General features: G+C 36.0%; 12 protein-coding genes. 3 read left to right on the forward strand and 9 right to left on the reverse strand.

Annotated features, from left to right (window positions below):
• Nucleotides 1-124: 124 nt before the first annotated feature.
• Nucleotides 125-1,849 carry an ATP-binding protein gene (locus ACFSAH_RS11135; protein ID WP_379662814.1) on the forward strand — a complete coding sequence of 575 codons (1,725 nt, stop codon included), beginning with the start codon at nucleotides 125-127 and terminating at the stop codon, nucleotides 1,847-1,849.
• 106 nt (nucleotides 1,850-1,955) lie between these two features.
• Here ACFSAH_RS11135 and ACFSAH_RS11140 read toward each other — a convergent pair whose 3' ends face one another.
• The 6 genes from ACFSAH_RS11140 to ACFSAH_RS11165 all read right to left on the reverse strand — a co-directional run bounded on the left by ACFSAH_RS11140 (nucleotide 1,956) and on the right by ACFSAH_RS11165 (nucleotide 8,698).
• On the reverse strand, nucleotides 1,956-2,702 hold the full coding sequence (locus ACFSAH_RS11140) for a succinate dehydrogenase/fumarate reductase iron-sulfur subunit (protein WP_379662815.1): 747 nt from the start codon (nucleotides 2,700-2,702) through the stop codon (nucleotides 1,956-1,958).
• A gap of 11 nt (nucleotides 2,703-2,713) precedes the next feature.
• Nucleotides 2,714-4,630, reverse strand: coding sequence for a fumarate reductase/succinate dehydrogenase flavoprotein subunit (locus ACFSAH_RS11145; RefSeq protein WP_379662903.1), 1,917 nt, complete (start codon nucleotides 4,628-4,630; stop codon nucleotides 2,714-2,716).
• Nucleotides 4,631-4,640: 10 nt separating this feature from the next.
• A complete protein-coding gene (locus ACFSAH_RS11150) occupies nucleotides 4,641-5,297 on the reverse strand; it encodes a succinate dehydrogenase cytochrome b subunit (RefSeq protein ID WP_379662816.1) in 657 nt (218 codons plus the stop codon).
• Between the two features lie 13 nt (nucleotides 5,298-5,310).
• Complete coding sequence (locus tag ACFSAH_RS11155) at nucleotides 5,311-6,741, reverse strand: anion permease (protein WP_379662817.1); 1,431 nt, start codon at nucleotides 6,739-6,741, stop codon at nucleotides 5,311-5,313.
• A gap of 32 nt (nucleotides 6,742-6,773) precedes the next feature.
• Nucleotides 6,774-7,910, reverse strand: a complete 1,137-nt coding sequence (locus tag ACFSAH_RS11160; RefSeq protein WP_379662818.1) for a porin — start codon at nucleotides 7,908-7,910, stop codon at nucleotides 6,774-6,776.
• 80 nt (nucleotides 7,911-7,990) lie between these two features.
• Nucleotides 7,991-8,698, reverse strand: a complete 708-nt coding sequence (locus ACFSAH_RS11165; RefSeq protein ID WP_379662819.1) for a sterol desaturase family protein — start codon at nucleotides 8,696-8,698, stop codon at nucleotides 7,991-7,993.
• 180 nt (nucleotides 8,699-8,878) lie between these two features.
• Here ACFSAH_RS11165 and ACFSAH_RS11170 point away from each other — a divergent pair, with 180 nt between their 5' ends.
• Entirely contained in the window at nucleotides 8,879-10,930 is a 2,052-nt protein-coding gene (locus ACFSAH_RS11170; RefSeq protein ID WP_379662820.1) for a dipeptidyl-peptidase 3 family protein, read from the forward strand.
• A gap of 75 nt (nucleotides 10,931-11,005) precedes the next feature.
• On the opposite strand, the gene ACFSAH_RS11175 is transcribed toward ACFSAH_RS11170, so the two are convergent.
• Nucleotides 11,006-12,103, reverse strand: coding sequence for a S1C family serine protease (locus tag ACFSAH_RS11175; RefSeq protein WP_379662821.1), 1,098 nt, complete (start codon nucleotides 12,101-12,103; stop codon nucleotides 11,006-11,008).
• A 7-nt stretch (nucleotides 12,104-12,110) separates the two neighbouring features.
• Entirely contained in the window at nucleotides 12,111-12,680 is a 570-nt protein-coding gene (locus tag ACFSAH_RS11180; RefSeq protein ID WP_379662822.1) for an RNA polymerase sigma factor, read from the reverse strand.
• 403 nt (nucleotides 12,681-13,083) lie between these two features.
• Between ACFSAH_RS11180 and ACFSAH_RS11185 the strand changes: the two genes are divergently transcribed.
• A complete protein-coding gene (locus tag ACFSAH_RS11185) occupies nucleotides 13,084-13,269 on the forward strand; it encodes a hypothetical protein (protein ID WP_379662823.1) in 186 nt (61 codons plus the stop codon).
• Between the two features lie 367 nt (nucleotides 13,270-13,636).
• On the opposite strand, the gene gyrB is transcribed toward ACFSAH_RS11185, so the two are convergent.
• On the reverse strand, nucleotides 13,637-15,595 hold the full coding sequence (gene gyrB / locus ACFSAH_RS11190; protein WP_379662824.1) for a DNA topoisomerase (ATP-hydrolyzing) subunit B: 1,959 nt from the start codon (nucleotides 15,593-15,595) through the stop codon (nucleotides 13,637-13,639).
• Between the last annotated feature and the right edge of the window lie 333 nt (nucleotides 15,596-15,928).

The raw sequence follows: 15,928 nt of genomic DNA on the forward strand, positions 1-15,928 counted from the left end.
AGGTATGAGACCTCTGCTCAAAACTGGATGTCAATGCATTGGATGGCTTTTTGTGCCTTGTTCCTCAGAAAAATTAAGAAAATCAATAAAGTTTAAACAAGTTCAATTTAAATTTCTGGATAAAGTGAAAATAAAAACAAAATTAACATTTGGTGTAGGACTGTTGTTTTTGATGATATTGCTATTGGCAATCGTTAGTGGGTGGTATGTTAATCAGCTCAAAAAAGATACGAATAATATATTGGTAGCCAATTATAATACATTGCAATATTCTCGAAATATGTTGTTGGCATTGGAAGATGTTGGAAAGAATGGAGGAGCAATAAATATGTTCCAGATAAATCTGAATAAACAGAAAGAAAATGTAACAGAACAGGGAGAAAAGCAAGCAACAGAACAAGTGATCAGGCATTTCTTTTTACTCAGAAAACAACCAGAAAATCTAAATCTGATTTCTGCCATCAGAAAAGATATCACAGAACTGATGCACTTGAATATGCAGGCTATAGAAAGAAAAAGTGATATTGCAGATAATACGGCACAAAGGGCTATTGTGGTTATCTCGGTTTCAGGTACACTTTGCTTCCTTATAGCTTTTATCTTGCTTGTAAATCTGCCGTCCAATATTGCTAATCCTATATCTGAATTAACAGAAAGCATTAAACAAATTGCCAATCAGAACTATAAAAAAAGAGTCAATTTCGAAGGGCATAATGAGTTTGGCGAATTGGCAAAATCTTTTAATAGTATGGCTAAAAAGCTGGAAGAATATTCAGAAAGTAAGCTAGATAGGATATTGAAGGAAAAAAAACGGATAGAAGCACTTATAGACAATATGCATGACCCTGTTATCGGTATAGATGAGAACAGACAAGTACTTTTTGTTAACGAAGAAGCACTAAATATAACAGCGCTGAAAAAAGAAGAGTTTGTAGGAAAGCAGATAGAAGAAGTTGCAGCCGTAAATGACTTGGTTCGTGATATTATTAATCCGTATAGTAAGAACAAGTCGACAGAACCCTTGAAAATATTTGCAGATAATAAAGAAAGCTATTTCGAAAAAGAAGTTGTGGATATTAATATAGTGCCAACCGGAGAAGTAGAAACTCAACTTATCGGACAAGTTATCATCCTGAAAAATATTACCCCTTTTAAAGAAATGGATTTGGCCAAAACAAATTTCATGGGAACCGTTTCTCATGAATTTAAAACACCAATAGCATCTATACAAATGGGGATTCAGTTATTAGAAAATACACAGATAGGACAATTGAATAATGAACAAAAAAATCTGTTATCAGGCATAAAAGAAGATACTAGTAGGTTACTGAAAATAACCGGAGAACTTCTTAATGTCACACAGGTAGAAAGTGGTTCCATACAAATAAATATGATTCCATCGGAAATAAAACCAATAGTAGATTATGCGGTAAATGCCAATAAAGCTATGGCAGACCAAAAGCAGATAGCATTAAATGTCTGTATAGATGAGCAATTATCTATGGTTATGGCTGATAGCGAAAAAACGGCGTGGGTATTAACAAATCTTGTTTCCAATGCAATTCGTTATTCACATGAAAATTCAATTATTGTTATAAAATCCGAACCTGTCGAAAATATGGTCCGGTTTTCGGTGAAAGATACAGGCAATGGAATAGAGCCGCAGTACCAAAGCAAGATTTTTGAACGTTATTTTCGTATTCCCGGTTCTAAAAAAGAAGGTACAGGTTTAGGGTTGAGTATTAGTAAAGATTTTATAGAAGCGCAAGGAGGAAAGCTATCTGTGCAGAGTGAATATGGAGAGGGCAGTGTTTTTTCTTTTTTATTACAAAGTTCTATAAATATTTGAAGTGAGCACAAATGAACTTACTTTTAAGTAATCAGTATTAAACAACAGCGAAATCTTAATTATCAGGTGAGTATTGTAAAGTGTTCCGCTGTTGTTTTATAAAAATCTATTTCTCTATTATTTTTCCTCGCATAAATTCAAAATTCATACGGGCAATATTCAATACAGATATTCCTTGCGGACATTCTACCTCACATGCTTCCGTATTGGTGCAATGCCCAAAATCCTCTTTATCCATAGCATTAACCATGTTTTTAATTCTATTAAGCCTTTCTTCTTTTCCCTGAGGAAGTTGTACCAGATGACTTATTTTAGCCGATGTAAACAAGGCCGCACTACCGTTTTTACAAGTTGCTACGCAGGCTCCGCACCCAATACAGGCGGCAGAATCAAAAGCCGATTCGGTAACCTCATGGGTAACGGGTAAAGCATGTGCATCGGGTGCCTGTCCGGTATTGACAGAAACATAACCACCAGAAGATATAATACGATCAAAGGCAGAGCGATCTACACTTAAGTCTTTACGTATAGGAAAAGCTTTGGATCTGAAAGGTTCTATAAACAAAGTATCACCATCATTAAAAGTTCTCATGTGTAGCTGGCAGGTTGTGGTATTCGCTAAAGGACCATGGGCAATACCATTAATCATTAAACCACATTGTCCGCAAATACCTTCTCGGCAATCATGATCAAAAGTAACCGGGTCATCTCCTTTAACAATGAGCTGTTCATTCAGAGTATCCAGCATTTCTAAAAAAGACATGTGCGGATTAACATCATCTAGTTTATATTCCTGCAATCGACCAGTTTCATGCTGGTTCTTTTGTCTCCATATTTTTAGTGTAAGTTTCATAGTAGGTGCTTTTATTTATAGCTTCTTACAATAGGTTTTACAAACTCAAAATTCAATTCTTCTTTATGTAAAACCGGATTTTCTGGCGATCCATTCCATTGCCATGCAGATATAAACTGGTATTCGGCATCGTTACGCATGGCCTCACCATCTTCTGTTTGGTATTCTTCACGAAAATGGGCCCCACAAGATTCATTTCTGGTTAAAGCGTCATGACACATCAATTCACCTATCTCGAGATAATCGGCAACCCGACCTGCTTTTTCAAGTTCTGTATTGATAGAATTGATATCAGATGGTATTTTTACATTCTTGTAGAAGTCTTCACGAAGAGCTTTAATTTCTGAAATGGCTTTTTCTAAACCCTCTTTGCTACGGCTTAAACCGCAATAATCATACAATATCTTACCTACAGTTTTGTGATAATGGTCTACAGTTTTTGTGCCATTGACGTCAATCAATTGTTTCAGTTTGGCTTTAACATTATTTTCTGCGGATTCAAAAGCTGGTTGGTTACTATCTATTTTACCTGTGTGTATTTCGTTAGAAAGATAATTAGCAATAGTATAAGGCGCAATAAAATAACCATCTACAGAAGCTTGCAGGAGAGAGTTAGCTCCTAATCTATTCGCTCCATGATCAGCAAAATTAGCTTCACCTAAAGCAAATAACCCCGAAATTGTTGTCATCAATTCATAGTCTACCCAAAGTCCTCCCATAGAAAAGTGGGCAGAAGGAGAGATCATCATGGGGACTTCGTACGCATTGTATCCGGTAATCTTAAGATACATATCAAACAGGTTTCCGTATTTTTCTTTAATCTTCTCTTTTCCCTGTTCTCTAATTGCTTTAGAGAAATCAAGATATACCGCATTTTTCAGCGGTCCAACTCCGTGGCCGGCATCAATGCGTTCTTTGGCTGCCCGGGATGAAATATCACGCGGAGCCAAGTTTCCAAAAGCAGGATATCTTCTTTCTAAATAATAATCTCTTTCTTCTTCGGGTATTTGATTAGCTTCCCGTTTTTCATCTTTATTTTTAGGAACCCAAATTCGACCATCATTACGTAACGATTCGGACATTAAGGTTAGTTTAGACTGATAATCTCCAGATTGTGGGAGAGAGGTGGGGTGTATTTGTATCCAGCTCGGGCTGGCCATAAAAGCCCCCTTTTTATGGGCTCTCCAAATGGCAGAACCATTACATCCCATAGCCAGGGTAGAGAGAAAATAAATTTTACCATAACCTCCGGTGGCTAAGACTACAGCATGGGCAGCATGACGCTCAATTTCACCTGTATCTAAGTTACGCGCTATAATTCCGCGGGCTTTCCCATCAACAACTACCAAATCCAGCATTTCATGTCGGGCATACAGTTTTACTGTTTTTTTCTCTACCTGACGCATTAACGCTTGGTAAGATCCTAAGAGTAATTGTTGTCCGGTTTGACCTCTGGAATAAAAGGTTCTGCTTACCTGTACCCCTCCAAAAGAACGATTGTTTAAATAACCGCCATATTCTCTTCCAAAAGGAACACCTTGTGCAACAGCCTGATCTATTAAATTTAAAGAACATTCTGCCATACGGTAAACATTGGCTTCGCGAGAACGGAAGTCGCCCCCTTTAAGCGTATCTACAAACATACGGTAAACACTGTCCCCATCATTTTTATAGTTTTTTGCTGCATTTACACCACCCTGTGCGGCTACAGAATGTGCTCTTCTTGGACTGTCCTGAAAACAGAATGATTTAATGTTGTATCCCATTTCGCCAAGAGATGCTGCAACAGATGCTCCGGCTAAACCAGTACCTACCACAATAATATCCAGTTTTTTACGGTTTGCAGGATTCACCAGTTTGGCTTTCTTTTTATAGTTTTCCCATTTATGTTCTAGCGGACCATCAGGGATGTTTGCATGTAGTTTCATCATCAGTAAATTATTTCATGGTGAAAAAAATGTATATAGGCATTAAAGCAAAACCTGTACATACAATTATTGAAAAAGCATATCCGATGTATTTTACCCATCTGACATATTTAGGATGATAAAGTCCAAAGGAGCGGAATGCACTGGAAATACCATGTAGCAGATGGTAGCACAGCGCTATCATAGCTATAACATAAATAACTACATACCAGCCTTCCTGAAAAGTGGTGACTACAATCTGGTAAAGATCTTTTTGCCCCTGTTCATCTAAAGGCATCTCTCCAAATTTATAAACGTACCAGAAATTCTTGAAGTGAATCACTAAAAATATCAGGATAATAGTACCCAATATACCCATGTTACGGCTATACCATTTACTCGCTCTTTTTCTTTTATCGTATTGGTAAGGGGTAGATGCCTTTTTATTTTTAGAAGTGATGATAATAGAATCTACCACATGTATAATAATACTCAGATACAAGATATAAGATACTAATTTTATGAGGGCATTGCCCGATAATAAGTGCGAATACCAGTTAAACTGGATACGGGCCTCTTCTGCCGGAAGAAACAATTGGAGATTCCCCAATAGGTGGATAGTTAAAAAGAAACACAGGAATAACCCGGTTAAACCCATGATCATCTTACGTGATAATGTTGTCAGCATATATAGTAGATTTTTAATAATAACCTATAACTTTCATCCATAAACCACCAATTCCCATGTAAATAATGAGAAGGACAATACCTATTTCCAATCCACGTAACCACCATGCTTTAAGATCAACATACCCGCTACCAAAAAAAACCGGAGCAGGACCGTGTCCATAATGGGTTAATACACCATAAATAGATCCCATAAAGCCCAGCATCATCGCCAATAACATGGGGGGAATGCCTAAAGAAACACCAACACCTAGTAAGGCGGCATACATGGCAGCAACATGTGCGGTAGCGCTGGCAAATATGTAATGGCTGAAAAAGTAAACAAGAACGATAACAGGAAATGCAATCGACCAATCCAGATCTCCAATTTTTACACGTATCAATTCGCTAAACCAACCTATAAAACCCAATTCGTTAAGCGAACTGGCCATCATAACCAATACGGCAAACCATACAATGGTATCCCACGCACCTTTTTCTGATTTTACGTCTTCCCAGGTAAGTACAGACGTTAAAAGTAAAAGTGATAGACCAATAAAGGCGGTTGTTGTAGCATCTATAGATAATGTATCTCCTAAAATCCACAAACCTAAAAGTACCACAAAAGCGAGCATCATCAGCCATTCGTTTTTTGTCATAGGTCCCATTTCTTTGAGCTTTTCTGAGGCTACTTTTGGTGCGTCACCTGTCTTTTTTAATTCAGGTGGATAAAGTTTATATAATACCAAAGGAACAATAATGAAAGCAGCCAATCCAGGTATTAGACCTGCTGCTGCCCATGACATCCACGTAATGTTGATACCTAAATTTGCTGCAAATTTCTGACACATAGGATTGCTCGCAGTTCCGGTTAAAAACATAGAGGAAGTAATCAAGTTCATATAATAACTATTGAGCGTAAGGAATGAACCTAATTTTCTATGGGTACTGGCATCGTCAGGAACAGAGCCAAAGTTCATAGACATAGATTTCATGATCGGATAAATAATACCGCCACCTCTGGCTGTATTACTTGGTATAGCAGGGGCTAAACATAAATCTGCTAAGCCCAATCCGTAAGCTAAGCCTAAAGAGCTCTTCCCAAATATTTTGATGAAAAGAAAAGCTATCCGGTTTCCTAATCCTGTTTTAATAAAACCCCGGGCAATAAAAAAGGAAATACCAATTAACCAGATAACTTTATCACCAAAGCCACTTAAAGCTTTAACAATAGACGCACTGGGGTTACCGGGAGCTAATACTTGTGTGATTGCGGTAAAGGCCACTGCCAGCATACACATGGTTCCCATGGGGGCAGCTTTGAGAATAATACCAAAAATGGTAGCCGCAAAAATAGCAAACAAATGCCAGGCATTTTCTTTAACACCTTCCGGTGCTGGAATCAGCCATAAAACAATGGCTATAAGCAGCGTTATTCCTGCATTCTTAATGTTTATTTCTTTCATAAGGTATAGAGGTTATTGGTGAAGTTTTTTATTTAAAATCTGGTTTGAACCTGTACAATCATCAAATTTCCGTTATAAGTGTTGGTATTGATGATTTGGGTTTTATAACGATCTATTTGCATTCCCAATTGAATACGGGCGCCATAATCCTTAAGAAACTCTAACCCAACCATTGGGGTGTAGGTTTGTCTTGCATTGGAAGCCTGATGAAAGTTAGGGTCAAGATATTCGTATCTGCATGATGCTTCTATAGAACTTAGGTTTTTATGCTTGATTTCATACCTGAAGTTGGGTAAAACATATATTCCGCGAATACGATAATCATCCAGATTCCCCGGATTATTTTGCGCCATGTAAAGTGTATGGTTAATGGCTTGTTTTCCTTCGACCTGAATGTCGAAAGACCATTTATGAGACAATGGTATTTTTCCTGTTGCATCTATTCCCCAGGCGTAAGCAGTGCCGGGTTCAACTTCTGCAAGACCTCCATTTAAGCCGAGGTTAACATTATATTTTTTGGATAGTACAGCCACTGTTCTTGCCATATAGTGTTTGCCGCTATTATTATCAGAAATCTGGTTTTTTCCATTTCCATTCACCACAGAAACTGCATATTGTACCGGAAGTTTTCCAATATTTGCCCGCCCACCCGCAGAAATACCTATTTGGAAACTTGTCCATCCGATTTTACCAAACTCACTGTATTGATTAGACCAGTCTAATGACTTGATAATGTCTACAGGATGTGTTTCTTCGATTCCAAACCAGGGTCTGAATTGACCAACGGTAAAAGCCAATTTAGGACTAAAGGTGTATTTTAAATAGGCATTTTCAAGCACTTTGGTTTTAGGGTCAGATTTAAAATCAGCCAGATTAATCAAAGCAACAACTTCTGTCCGTTCGCTGATAGCGGCCTGCATTTGCGCCCGCATGTATTTGATGGAAAAGGAATTGCTGGTTATTTTTCCCTGATCGTGATGTAATCCGGTCACATCTACACCATCATTTAAGCTGGTGGTAAAACGACTTTGAAATAGCCCTTTGAATCTGAAAGTGGGATATTTATCAAAGCTTTGTCCCCAGGTACTATCTGGGACCTGTGCATTGGAGTTAAAAAATATGCTCAGACAAAAAAATGTCAAAAAGCAGGTTAGTAAGGTTTTCTTCATAGATGGTTTGTTGAACTTTTGTTAAGTATAACGTAAACTACAAAGAAAAGTTTCTGGAAGGATAAAAAGTACTTAGAAAATCAACCTTTATTTTGGTATGTTCCGAATATTTTATCCCATATATTGGTATAGAAACCAAAATTACAATCAGGTTCCCGATGGTGTGTATGGTGAAAATTAGATGTACCCAAAAAACGGATTATTGGAGTGTTTTTAAGAAAATTCATTGAAAAAGGTTCGAAACCAAGATGTCCTATGACACCGAACAAGACATTTAAAGAAAGATAAATGATAATAGCATAAATGTTAAATGGACAAACCAGTATTAATATTAACCACAGCATCCCGAATCCTATTGTTTCTAATGGGTGTAGTACAAAAAGATCAATTGGTTTAGGATCTATAGCTTCGTGATGTAACAAATGGATTTGCTTATATAGAAAAGTACGGTGAATGAGTAAATGGAAAATATACATCAGAAAATCCATAGCCAAAAATAGAATTAAAAGATCTGTGATAATGGATAAAGAAAGGTCAAACTGTAAGATAATAAAGTTTTGCTTCCATAGAATATATCCTATAAGTGTAATAATGGTGTTGATAAAAACAGTAACCAAGCAAAACAAAATATCTTTTCTGGTTGGGTGTTTTACTGTATGATGGTAAGCTTTAATCACGATATGACCAAAAACCAGAGCAAGTAAACAAACTATCAGGTTTTCTAGTAAAAAAATAAAAAACAGTTCAGGGTAACTAAAAAAATCAAGTTTTCTTAAAAGGATATCCATTATTTGACCACATCAGATTTGCTAACAACAAATACTATTCAGTTTGGTGTACAAGTAAAAAATAAACAGCGCAATCCGTAACAAATTACTTCATAATTTTTATACTGTTTACAGAATACCTAAATTTAATTTTATAAGTCTACTGAATTTATTTCTAACAAAAACCAAAATTAGTAAATAATGAAATATAAGAATATTCTTGTCGCCTCTGCTTTGGCATTTGGAGTAACAGCTTGCAACCAACAAAAAAGTACTAACGAATCTGGTTCTGACGAAAATTTTAATGTAGAGGCAGAATCATTTGCCGATTTACAGGTTCTGCGCTATCAGGTGCCGGGATTTGATAACCTGACCTTACAGCAAAAGAAACTGGCATACTATCTCTCAGAAGCAGCATTGTGTGGAAGAGATATTACATACGACCAGCGTGGGAAATATAATTTAACCATTCGTAAAACCATCGAAAATATTTACGACTCTTATAGAGGAGATAAAACAACGAAAGAATGGGAGCAGTTTAGAGATTACTGTGGGAGATTTTGGTTTAGTAATGGAAATCATCATCATTATGGAAACGATAAATTTATACCAGAATGTTCTTTCGAGTACTTTTCAGAGTTGGTTAAAAACTCTGCAGAAGAAGGGTTTCCATTGCTGGGTGGCGAAACTCAGGATGCCTTTTTAACCAGAATTAAACCTTATATTTTTGATGCTAACTTTCAACCTAAACTGGTTGATCTACGAGAAGGGATAGATAATGTAATGGCTTCTTCCAATAATTTTTATGAAGGAGTTACACAAAAAGAAGTAGAAACATTTTATGCTCAATTTGATACCAAAGGTAATGCTCCATCATGGGGATTAAACTCCAAGTTGATTAAAGAAAACGGAAAGGTTTATGAGAAAACCTGGAAAATAGGAGGGATGTATGGTCCCGCATTAGAAAAAGTTGTTTATTGGTTGAAAAAAGCAACCGAGGTCGCTGAAAATAACCAGCAAAGAATAGCTCTTGAAAAACTGATTAAATATTACCAAACCGGTGATTTGAAAGATTTTGACGATTACAGCATTGCCTGGGTAGAAGATACATCTTCGCATATAGACGTTATCAATGGTTTTATAGAAGTTTATAACGATGCTATAGGTAAGAAGGGAACTTTTGAGAGTGTGGTTTCTATGAAAGATGAAGAAGCTACAAAACGTATTAAGTTAATTTCTGATCAGGCTCAGTGGTTTGAAGATAACTCTCCTTTGATTCCAGAACATAAGAAAAAAGATGTAAAAGGTATTACAGCAAGAGTAATAACGGTAATTCAGGAATCTGGAGACTCAAGTCCGTCAACACCTATTGGTATTAACCTGCCCAATGCAGATTGGATTAGAAAGGAGCATGGTTCCAAGTCTGTTTCTTTGAGCAATATTGTACATTCTTATAATTTAATGGCTGCCGGAAGCGGTATGTTAGATGAGTTTGCTTACGGCAATGATGTGAAGAAAAGGATTAAAGAATATGGTAATCTGTCTTCAGATCTGCATACAGATATGCATGAATGTATAGGACATGCTTCGGGGCAAATTAATCCGGGAGTAGAAACACCAGACAAAACACTTAAAACTTACGCTTCTACTTTGGAAGAAGCAAGAGCAGATTTGGTAGCTCTGTATTATATCTACGATCAGAAATTGGTAGATATAGGCGCTATGCCAAATCTTGAAGTGGGAAAAGCAGAGTATGATAGCTACATCATGAATGGCCTTATTTCGCAACTTACCAGAATTAAACCAGGACATAATCTGGAGGAAGCGCATATGCGCAACAGACAGCTGATTGCTATGTGGGCTTATGAGAAAGGAAAGAAAGATAATGTGATAGAGCTGTTTAAAGAGAACGGAAAAACCTATACTAAAATTAATGATTATACTAAGTTGAGAAGTTTATTTGGCGATCTTTTAAGAGAAATACAACGAATTAAATCTGAAGGAGATTATACCGGTGGTAAAAACCTGGTAGAAAACTATGGGGTTAAAGTTGATCAGCAGCTATTGACGGAAGTTTTAGAAAGGTTTAGTAAGCTGGATGTTAAACCTTATAAAGGTTTTATACAACCAAAATTAGTTCCGGTAATGAAAAATGATGAAATTGTTGATGTGAAAGTAGAATATCCTAAATCGTTTTTTGAACAGATGATGTATTACTCAAAAAACTATTCTTTTTTACCAGCAATCAATTAAAGTATAAATTGATGTAAAAAAGAACGCCGGAATATTTAATACTCCGGCGTTCTTTTTTGTATTGGTTTTATATCGTTAATTATAGACCTTAACCATAAAAATGTAATCTTGCATTTTCTTAATTTGCTGTGTTTTGTTTAAAGAAGCCACATTGTTCTTTTTATTCAGTACTATTTTGTTTTTTAGAGAATCCTGAGAGATACTTTCTACCGCTTTCAAAACATAATCAGATTTAATGGCAAATGCAGCTCCGTCTGTTTGGTTCTGTTTTCCGCTGATTACACCAATTACATTGCCTTTTGCATCAAATAATGGGCCTCCGGAGTTACCTGGGTTTACAGGAATAGAAACTTGATATTGAAGAGAATCACCACCAAAACCGGTTTGTGCACTTAAATAACCTTTGCCTAAAACAACCTCATCTCTTGGGTATCCAATAGTGTATACATCTTCACCTAAATCTGCAGATTTTTTAAATGTATAGGGTAAATTTCCTAAACTGGTAAAAGACGGATCGTTAATGTATAACACAGCAATATCGTAAGACGGATCTACATAAATTGTTTGCGTTTTAAAAGATTCGCCCTTATTATTCTGGATATAAACAGAGTCAGCACCTTGTACCACATGGTAGTTGGTAACAATGTAACCAGAAGAAGTTAAGGCAAAGCCAGTACCCCCAAATTGACTGGGAGCTACGCTCTTACTATTTGCGGCCTTAGAATTAACATTTCTAACCAACGCATTGTGTGATTTCCTGATGCTTTCCATATCCCTTTTTAAGGCACTATAAGAAGGATCGTTCTTATCTGTTTTAAATTGGCCAGTGGAAAATAAAGTCACTAATGTTGTAATAACTGCAACGGATGCGGCAATAGAAAGGCTTTTTTTGTATTTTTCCCAGAGTTCTACAATCTTAGGTTTGTGCTCAAGTACTTCCTCTCTGATGGTAGGAATATCCAGTTCTTCGTGAATACTGTTCAATGTAGATTTCAACGATTTTATTTCACCGTATCCCTTAACAGATTTCAAGAACTCTATATGCTCAACAACTTTTTGGTCTAAAGCTGGATTCTGCTGTCTTTCAAGCTTAAATTTAATGCGCTCATCCTCATTCATCTCTTTGTAGAGATAAGCTTCTATGCGTTTTATTAAATCAAGTTCACTGAACATGGCTTTGTTATTTTAAATTGAAAAACATTTTTTTGAGTCTTTGCAGGCATTTATACTTTTGTGTTTTTGCATTATCAGCATTGGTATAACCAAACTTTTCACAGATGTCTTGCATAGACATATTTCGGATATAAAAATCCTCAATAATTGTTTTGCAGGGTTCACCCAAAGTTTCCAATGCCTCATGCATTTTGTTAAACTGCTTATCTTTTTCCTCATGTTGTTCTAAATCATTTTCAACCGGGATAAAGTCTTCATAATCTTTAATATTTTCCGTCTGCCTTCCTCTATGGTTTAGCTTTTTTAGCCATAAACGCCTGCAAACAGAGTATATAAAAGTTTTGAGTTTGCTGCTTAACTCAAAGTCACCATTCTTAATTTTGGTATGCAGAATGATAATAGATTCCTGATAAACATCCTTAGCCTCTTCTTCCGTTCCATTATTATTCAATACCAACTTCAAAGCCATAGGATAATACTCTTTATACAGATAATTCAAAACAGTAGTAGAGTTGTTTAATATCCCTAAAATGATATCATTATCTGTTGGCTTGGAATGTGTCTGCTTACTACTCACTACTTAATACGCTAATTATTAAAATGTAACCCAATATCTATAAATAAAATTACTCTAAGCCAAGAGCCTTGGAATATGCAAAGTTGAAAAATTATTTGATAATAATAAGCCTATGTGCATTATCCTCACCATGTAGATGATATTTATTGAAAATTAAAGATGGTATTAAGTTGAAACTTAGATTCAAAATTGAATTTTACGCGTTTTATCCTTCTGTTTATCGGTTTTTATTTTTAGATAGGAGATCTTTTTTAAAATATTTATATAAAATATTGTATTGGTAATTAGGTTGTTATGATGTTTTTTGAGATAAAAAAATAAAAAATTAAAATTATGGGGTTACCTTTTTATCTTTGCGGTATTAATGATTAAAATCATAAAAATTAAAAAAGAAAATTAAGACATGAAAAATTTATTTAAATTCGGATTCTTCGCTTTAGCTATCTCTTTATCAGCAGTTGCTTGTAACTCAAACAAACCAGCTGAAGGAAACACTGATACAGTATCTGTTGAAGCAGTAGACACTACTATCGTTGTTGATACTAACGCTACTGACACTACAGTTGTTGATACAGTAGTTGCTCACTAAGAAAATCCAATATAAGGAAAAAAAGCAGGACACCTTTTAGGTGTCCTGCTTTTTTTATGCCTGTTTATAATGGAAAACTTTAATGGCTTGATTAAGCTACTATATATCCAGCTATTTATAAAAGAGAGAGTGATTACCTTGGCAAGTTTAGTATAGGCTTTAAAAGGGCTTAAATCTCTTTACTAAGACTCCTGAAAGAAAAACTCTTCGAACTCCGATTAGGATAACGAAAGTGTTTTTTTAAATAGCTTTATTTAAAGATATGTTTGTAGTGCATATTAAGGGAGGATGTGTTTACACATAAAAAATCCCCTAACATCTTTTGAGTTAGGGGATTTTTTGTGTAGTATAATTATAGATCTGAGTCTTACAAATCTATTTTTGCATATTTGGCATTTTTCTCAATAAACTCCCTTCTTGGAGCAACCTCGTCGCCCATTAACATAGAAAATACCCTGTCAGCTTCAGCTGCACTTTCAATAGTGGCTTTTTTCAATGTTCTTCTTTCCGGGTCTAATGTTGTTTCCCAAAGTTGCTCAGCGTTCATCTCTCCCAAACCTTTATAACGTTGTACGTGTACGCTATCTTCTTTTCCAGCACCTTTTAGTCTTTGGATAGCAGCATCACGTTGTGTGTCGTTCCAGCAGTATTCAAAATCTTTTCCTTTTTTAACCTGATAAAGAGGAGGAGCAGCAATAAATACATTTCCAGACTCAATTAACGGTTTCATATATCTAAAGAAGAAAGTCAGGATTAGCGTGGTAATGTGTGATCCATCCACGTCAGCATCCGTCATGATAATGATCTTATGATATCTTAGCTTGTTTAAGTTCAATGCTTTATCATCTTCTTCTGTACCTATACTAACGCCTAATGCTGTAAATATATTTTTGATCTCGTCGTTTTCGTAGATCTTATGCTCCATAGCTTTTTCCACGTTAAGGATTTTTCCTTTTAATGGTAAAATAGCCTGAAAGTCTCTGTTCCTTCCTTGTTTAGCAGTACCACCCGCAGAATCTCCCTCGACAAGGAATAATTCGCATACCATTGGGTCTTTGTTTGCACAGTCAGCAAGTTTACCTGGAAGTCCAGAGCCGCCCATTACGCTTTTACGCTGAACCATTTCTCTGGCTTTTCTTGCTGCTGCTCTGGCTGTAGCGGCAAGGACTACCTTATTTACGATTAATCTGGCTTCCTTAGGGTTTTCTTCCAGAAAATTACCTAAAGCCTCACCTACTGCAATATCTACAGCTCCGGTAACCTCTGTGTTTCCGAGCTTGGTTTTTGTTTGTCCTTCAAATTGAGGCTCTTGTACCTTTACAGAAATAACAGATGTTAAACCCTCTCTAAAGTCATCTCCGGTAATTTCAACTTTTACATTCTTTAATAAACCGGATTTTTCAGCATAAGATTTCAAAGTTCTGGTAAGACCTCTTCTAAAACCAGCTACGTGGCTACCACCTTCAATGGTGTTGATGTTGTTCACGTAAGAATGGATGTTCTCGTTGTAAGAGTTGTTATATGTAAAAGCAAGCTCTACCGGGATACCATTTTTTTCACCTTCTATATAAATAGCTTCCGGAATCAAAGGAGTTCTGGTAGAATCTAAAAAGGTAACAAACTCTTTTAAGCCACCCTCACTGTGATATTCTTCGCTTAAGAAAGAACCATCCTCTTTAACTTCTCTTTCATCAGTCAAAGTCAGGCGGATACCTTTATTAAGAAAGGCCAGTTCACGTAATCTGCCGGCCAGTGTATCAAACTTATACTCCGTTGTTTGCGTAAATATGGTAGGGTCAGGTAGAAAAGTTTGTATAGTACCTGTTTTATCACTCTCGCCAATTACTTTAACATCAAACAAAGGTTTTCCTCTTTCGTATTCCTGAGTGAAAATTTTACCTTCTCTATGTACCACGGTTTTTACGTGTACAGAGAGAGCGTTAACACAACTTACCCCTACACCGTGTAAACCTCCGGATACTTTGTAAGTATCTTTATCAAATTTACCACCCGCGTGGAGTACGGTCATTACAATTTCAAGAGCAGATTTGTTCTCTTTTTTGTTAATTCCCGTAGGGATACCACGACCGTTATCCTCTACCGTGATAGAATTATTGTTATGTATAGTTACGTGGATATCCGTACAATATCCTGCTAAAGCTTCATCAATTGAGTTGTCAACAACTTCATATACTAAGTGATGTAATCCTTTCACGCCTATATCTCCGATATACATCGCAGGACGTTTTCTTACCGCTTCTAATCCTTCTAATACCTGAATATTATCTGCTGAATAATTTGACTTGTTTTCTAGTTCTTCACTCATATTTATAAAGTAATAACTTCAAAAATAAGCTTTTAAGCCGATTTTTCCATCATGATGTGGATAAATATCCAGTGTTTTGTTGCTGTGTGTTCAATGTGTTGATTATTAGTGTGTTGATTGTTTGTTTTGGAGGGGAATATCGTTGAAAAATGAAGATTTGAAAAAATCTGATTTTTTATGGGATGTTTTTTCTATTTTAAAACCGTAAAGAGTGTTAAATTCTCTGAGAATTAATGTCTATCTGTATTCTTGGCGTCCTTTGTGATTGTGGCGGTTAGATCATTTGGAAATTCTTTAAAGAAGTGATTTTTGACAAATAAGAAATAGATGCTG

This window comes from Pseudopedobacter beijingensis, assembly GCF_042678145.1.
Lineage (GTDB): Bacteria > Bacteroidota > Bacteroidia > Sphingobacteriales > Sphingobacteriaceae > Pseudopedobacter > Pseudopedobacter beijingensis.

What these genes read in the sequence shown, in the direction of transcription:
- ACFSAH_RS11150 (WP_379662816.1), bottom strand. Translation starts at nt 5,297, where the DNA reads ATGCTGACAACATTATCACGTAAGATGATCATGGGTTTAACCGGGTTA.
- ACFSAH_RS11155 (WP_379662817.1), bottom strand. Translation starts at nt 6,741, where the DNA reads ATGAAAGAAATAAACATTAAGAATGCAGGAATAACGCTGCTTATAGCC.
- ACFSAH_RS11165 (WP_379662819.1), bottom strand. Translation starts at nt 8,698, where the DNA reads ATGGATATCCTTTTAAGAAAACTTGATTTTTTTAGTTACCCTGAACTG.
- ACFSAH_RS11175 (WP_379662821.1), bottom strand. Translation starts at nt 12,103, where the DNA reads ATGTTCAGTGAACTTGATTTAATAAAACGCATAGAAGCTTATCTCTAC.
- ACFSAH_RS11140 (WP_379662815.1), bottom strand. Translation starts at nt 2,702, where the DNA reads ATGAAACTTACACTAAAAATATGGAGACAAAAGAACCAGCATGAAACT.
- ACFSAH_RS11185 (WP_379662823.1), top strand. Translation starts at nt 13,084, where the DNA reads ATGAAAAATTTATTTAAATTCGGATTCTTCGCTTTAGCTATCTCTTTA.
- gyrB (WP_379662824.1), bottom strand. Translation starts at nt 15,595, where the DNA reads ATGAGTGAAGAACTAGAAAACAAGTCAAATTATTCAGCAGATAATATT.
- ACFSAH_RS11170 (WP_379662820.1), top strand. Translation starts at nt 8,879, where the DNA reads ATGAAATATAAGAATATTCTTGTCGCCTCTGCTTTGGCATTTGGAGTA.
- ACFSAH_RS11145 (WP_379662903.1), bottom strand. Translation starts at nt 4,630, where the DNA reads ATGAAACTACATGCAAACATCCCTGATGGTCCGCTAGAACATAAATGG.
- ACFSAH_RS11160 (WP_379662818.1), bottom strand. Translation starts at nt 7,910, where the DNA reads ATGAAGAAAACCTTACTAACCTGCTTTTTGACATTTTTTTGTCTGAGC.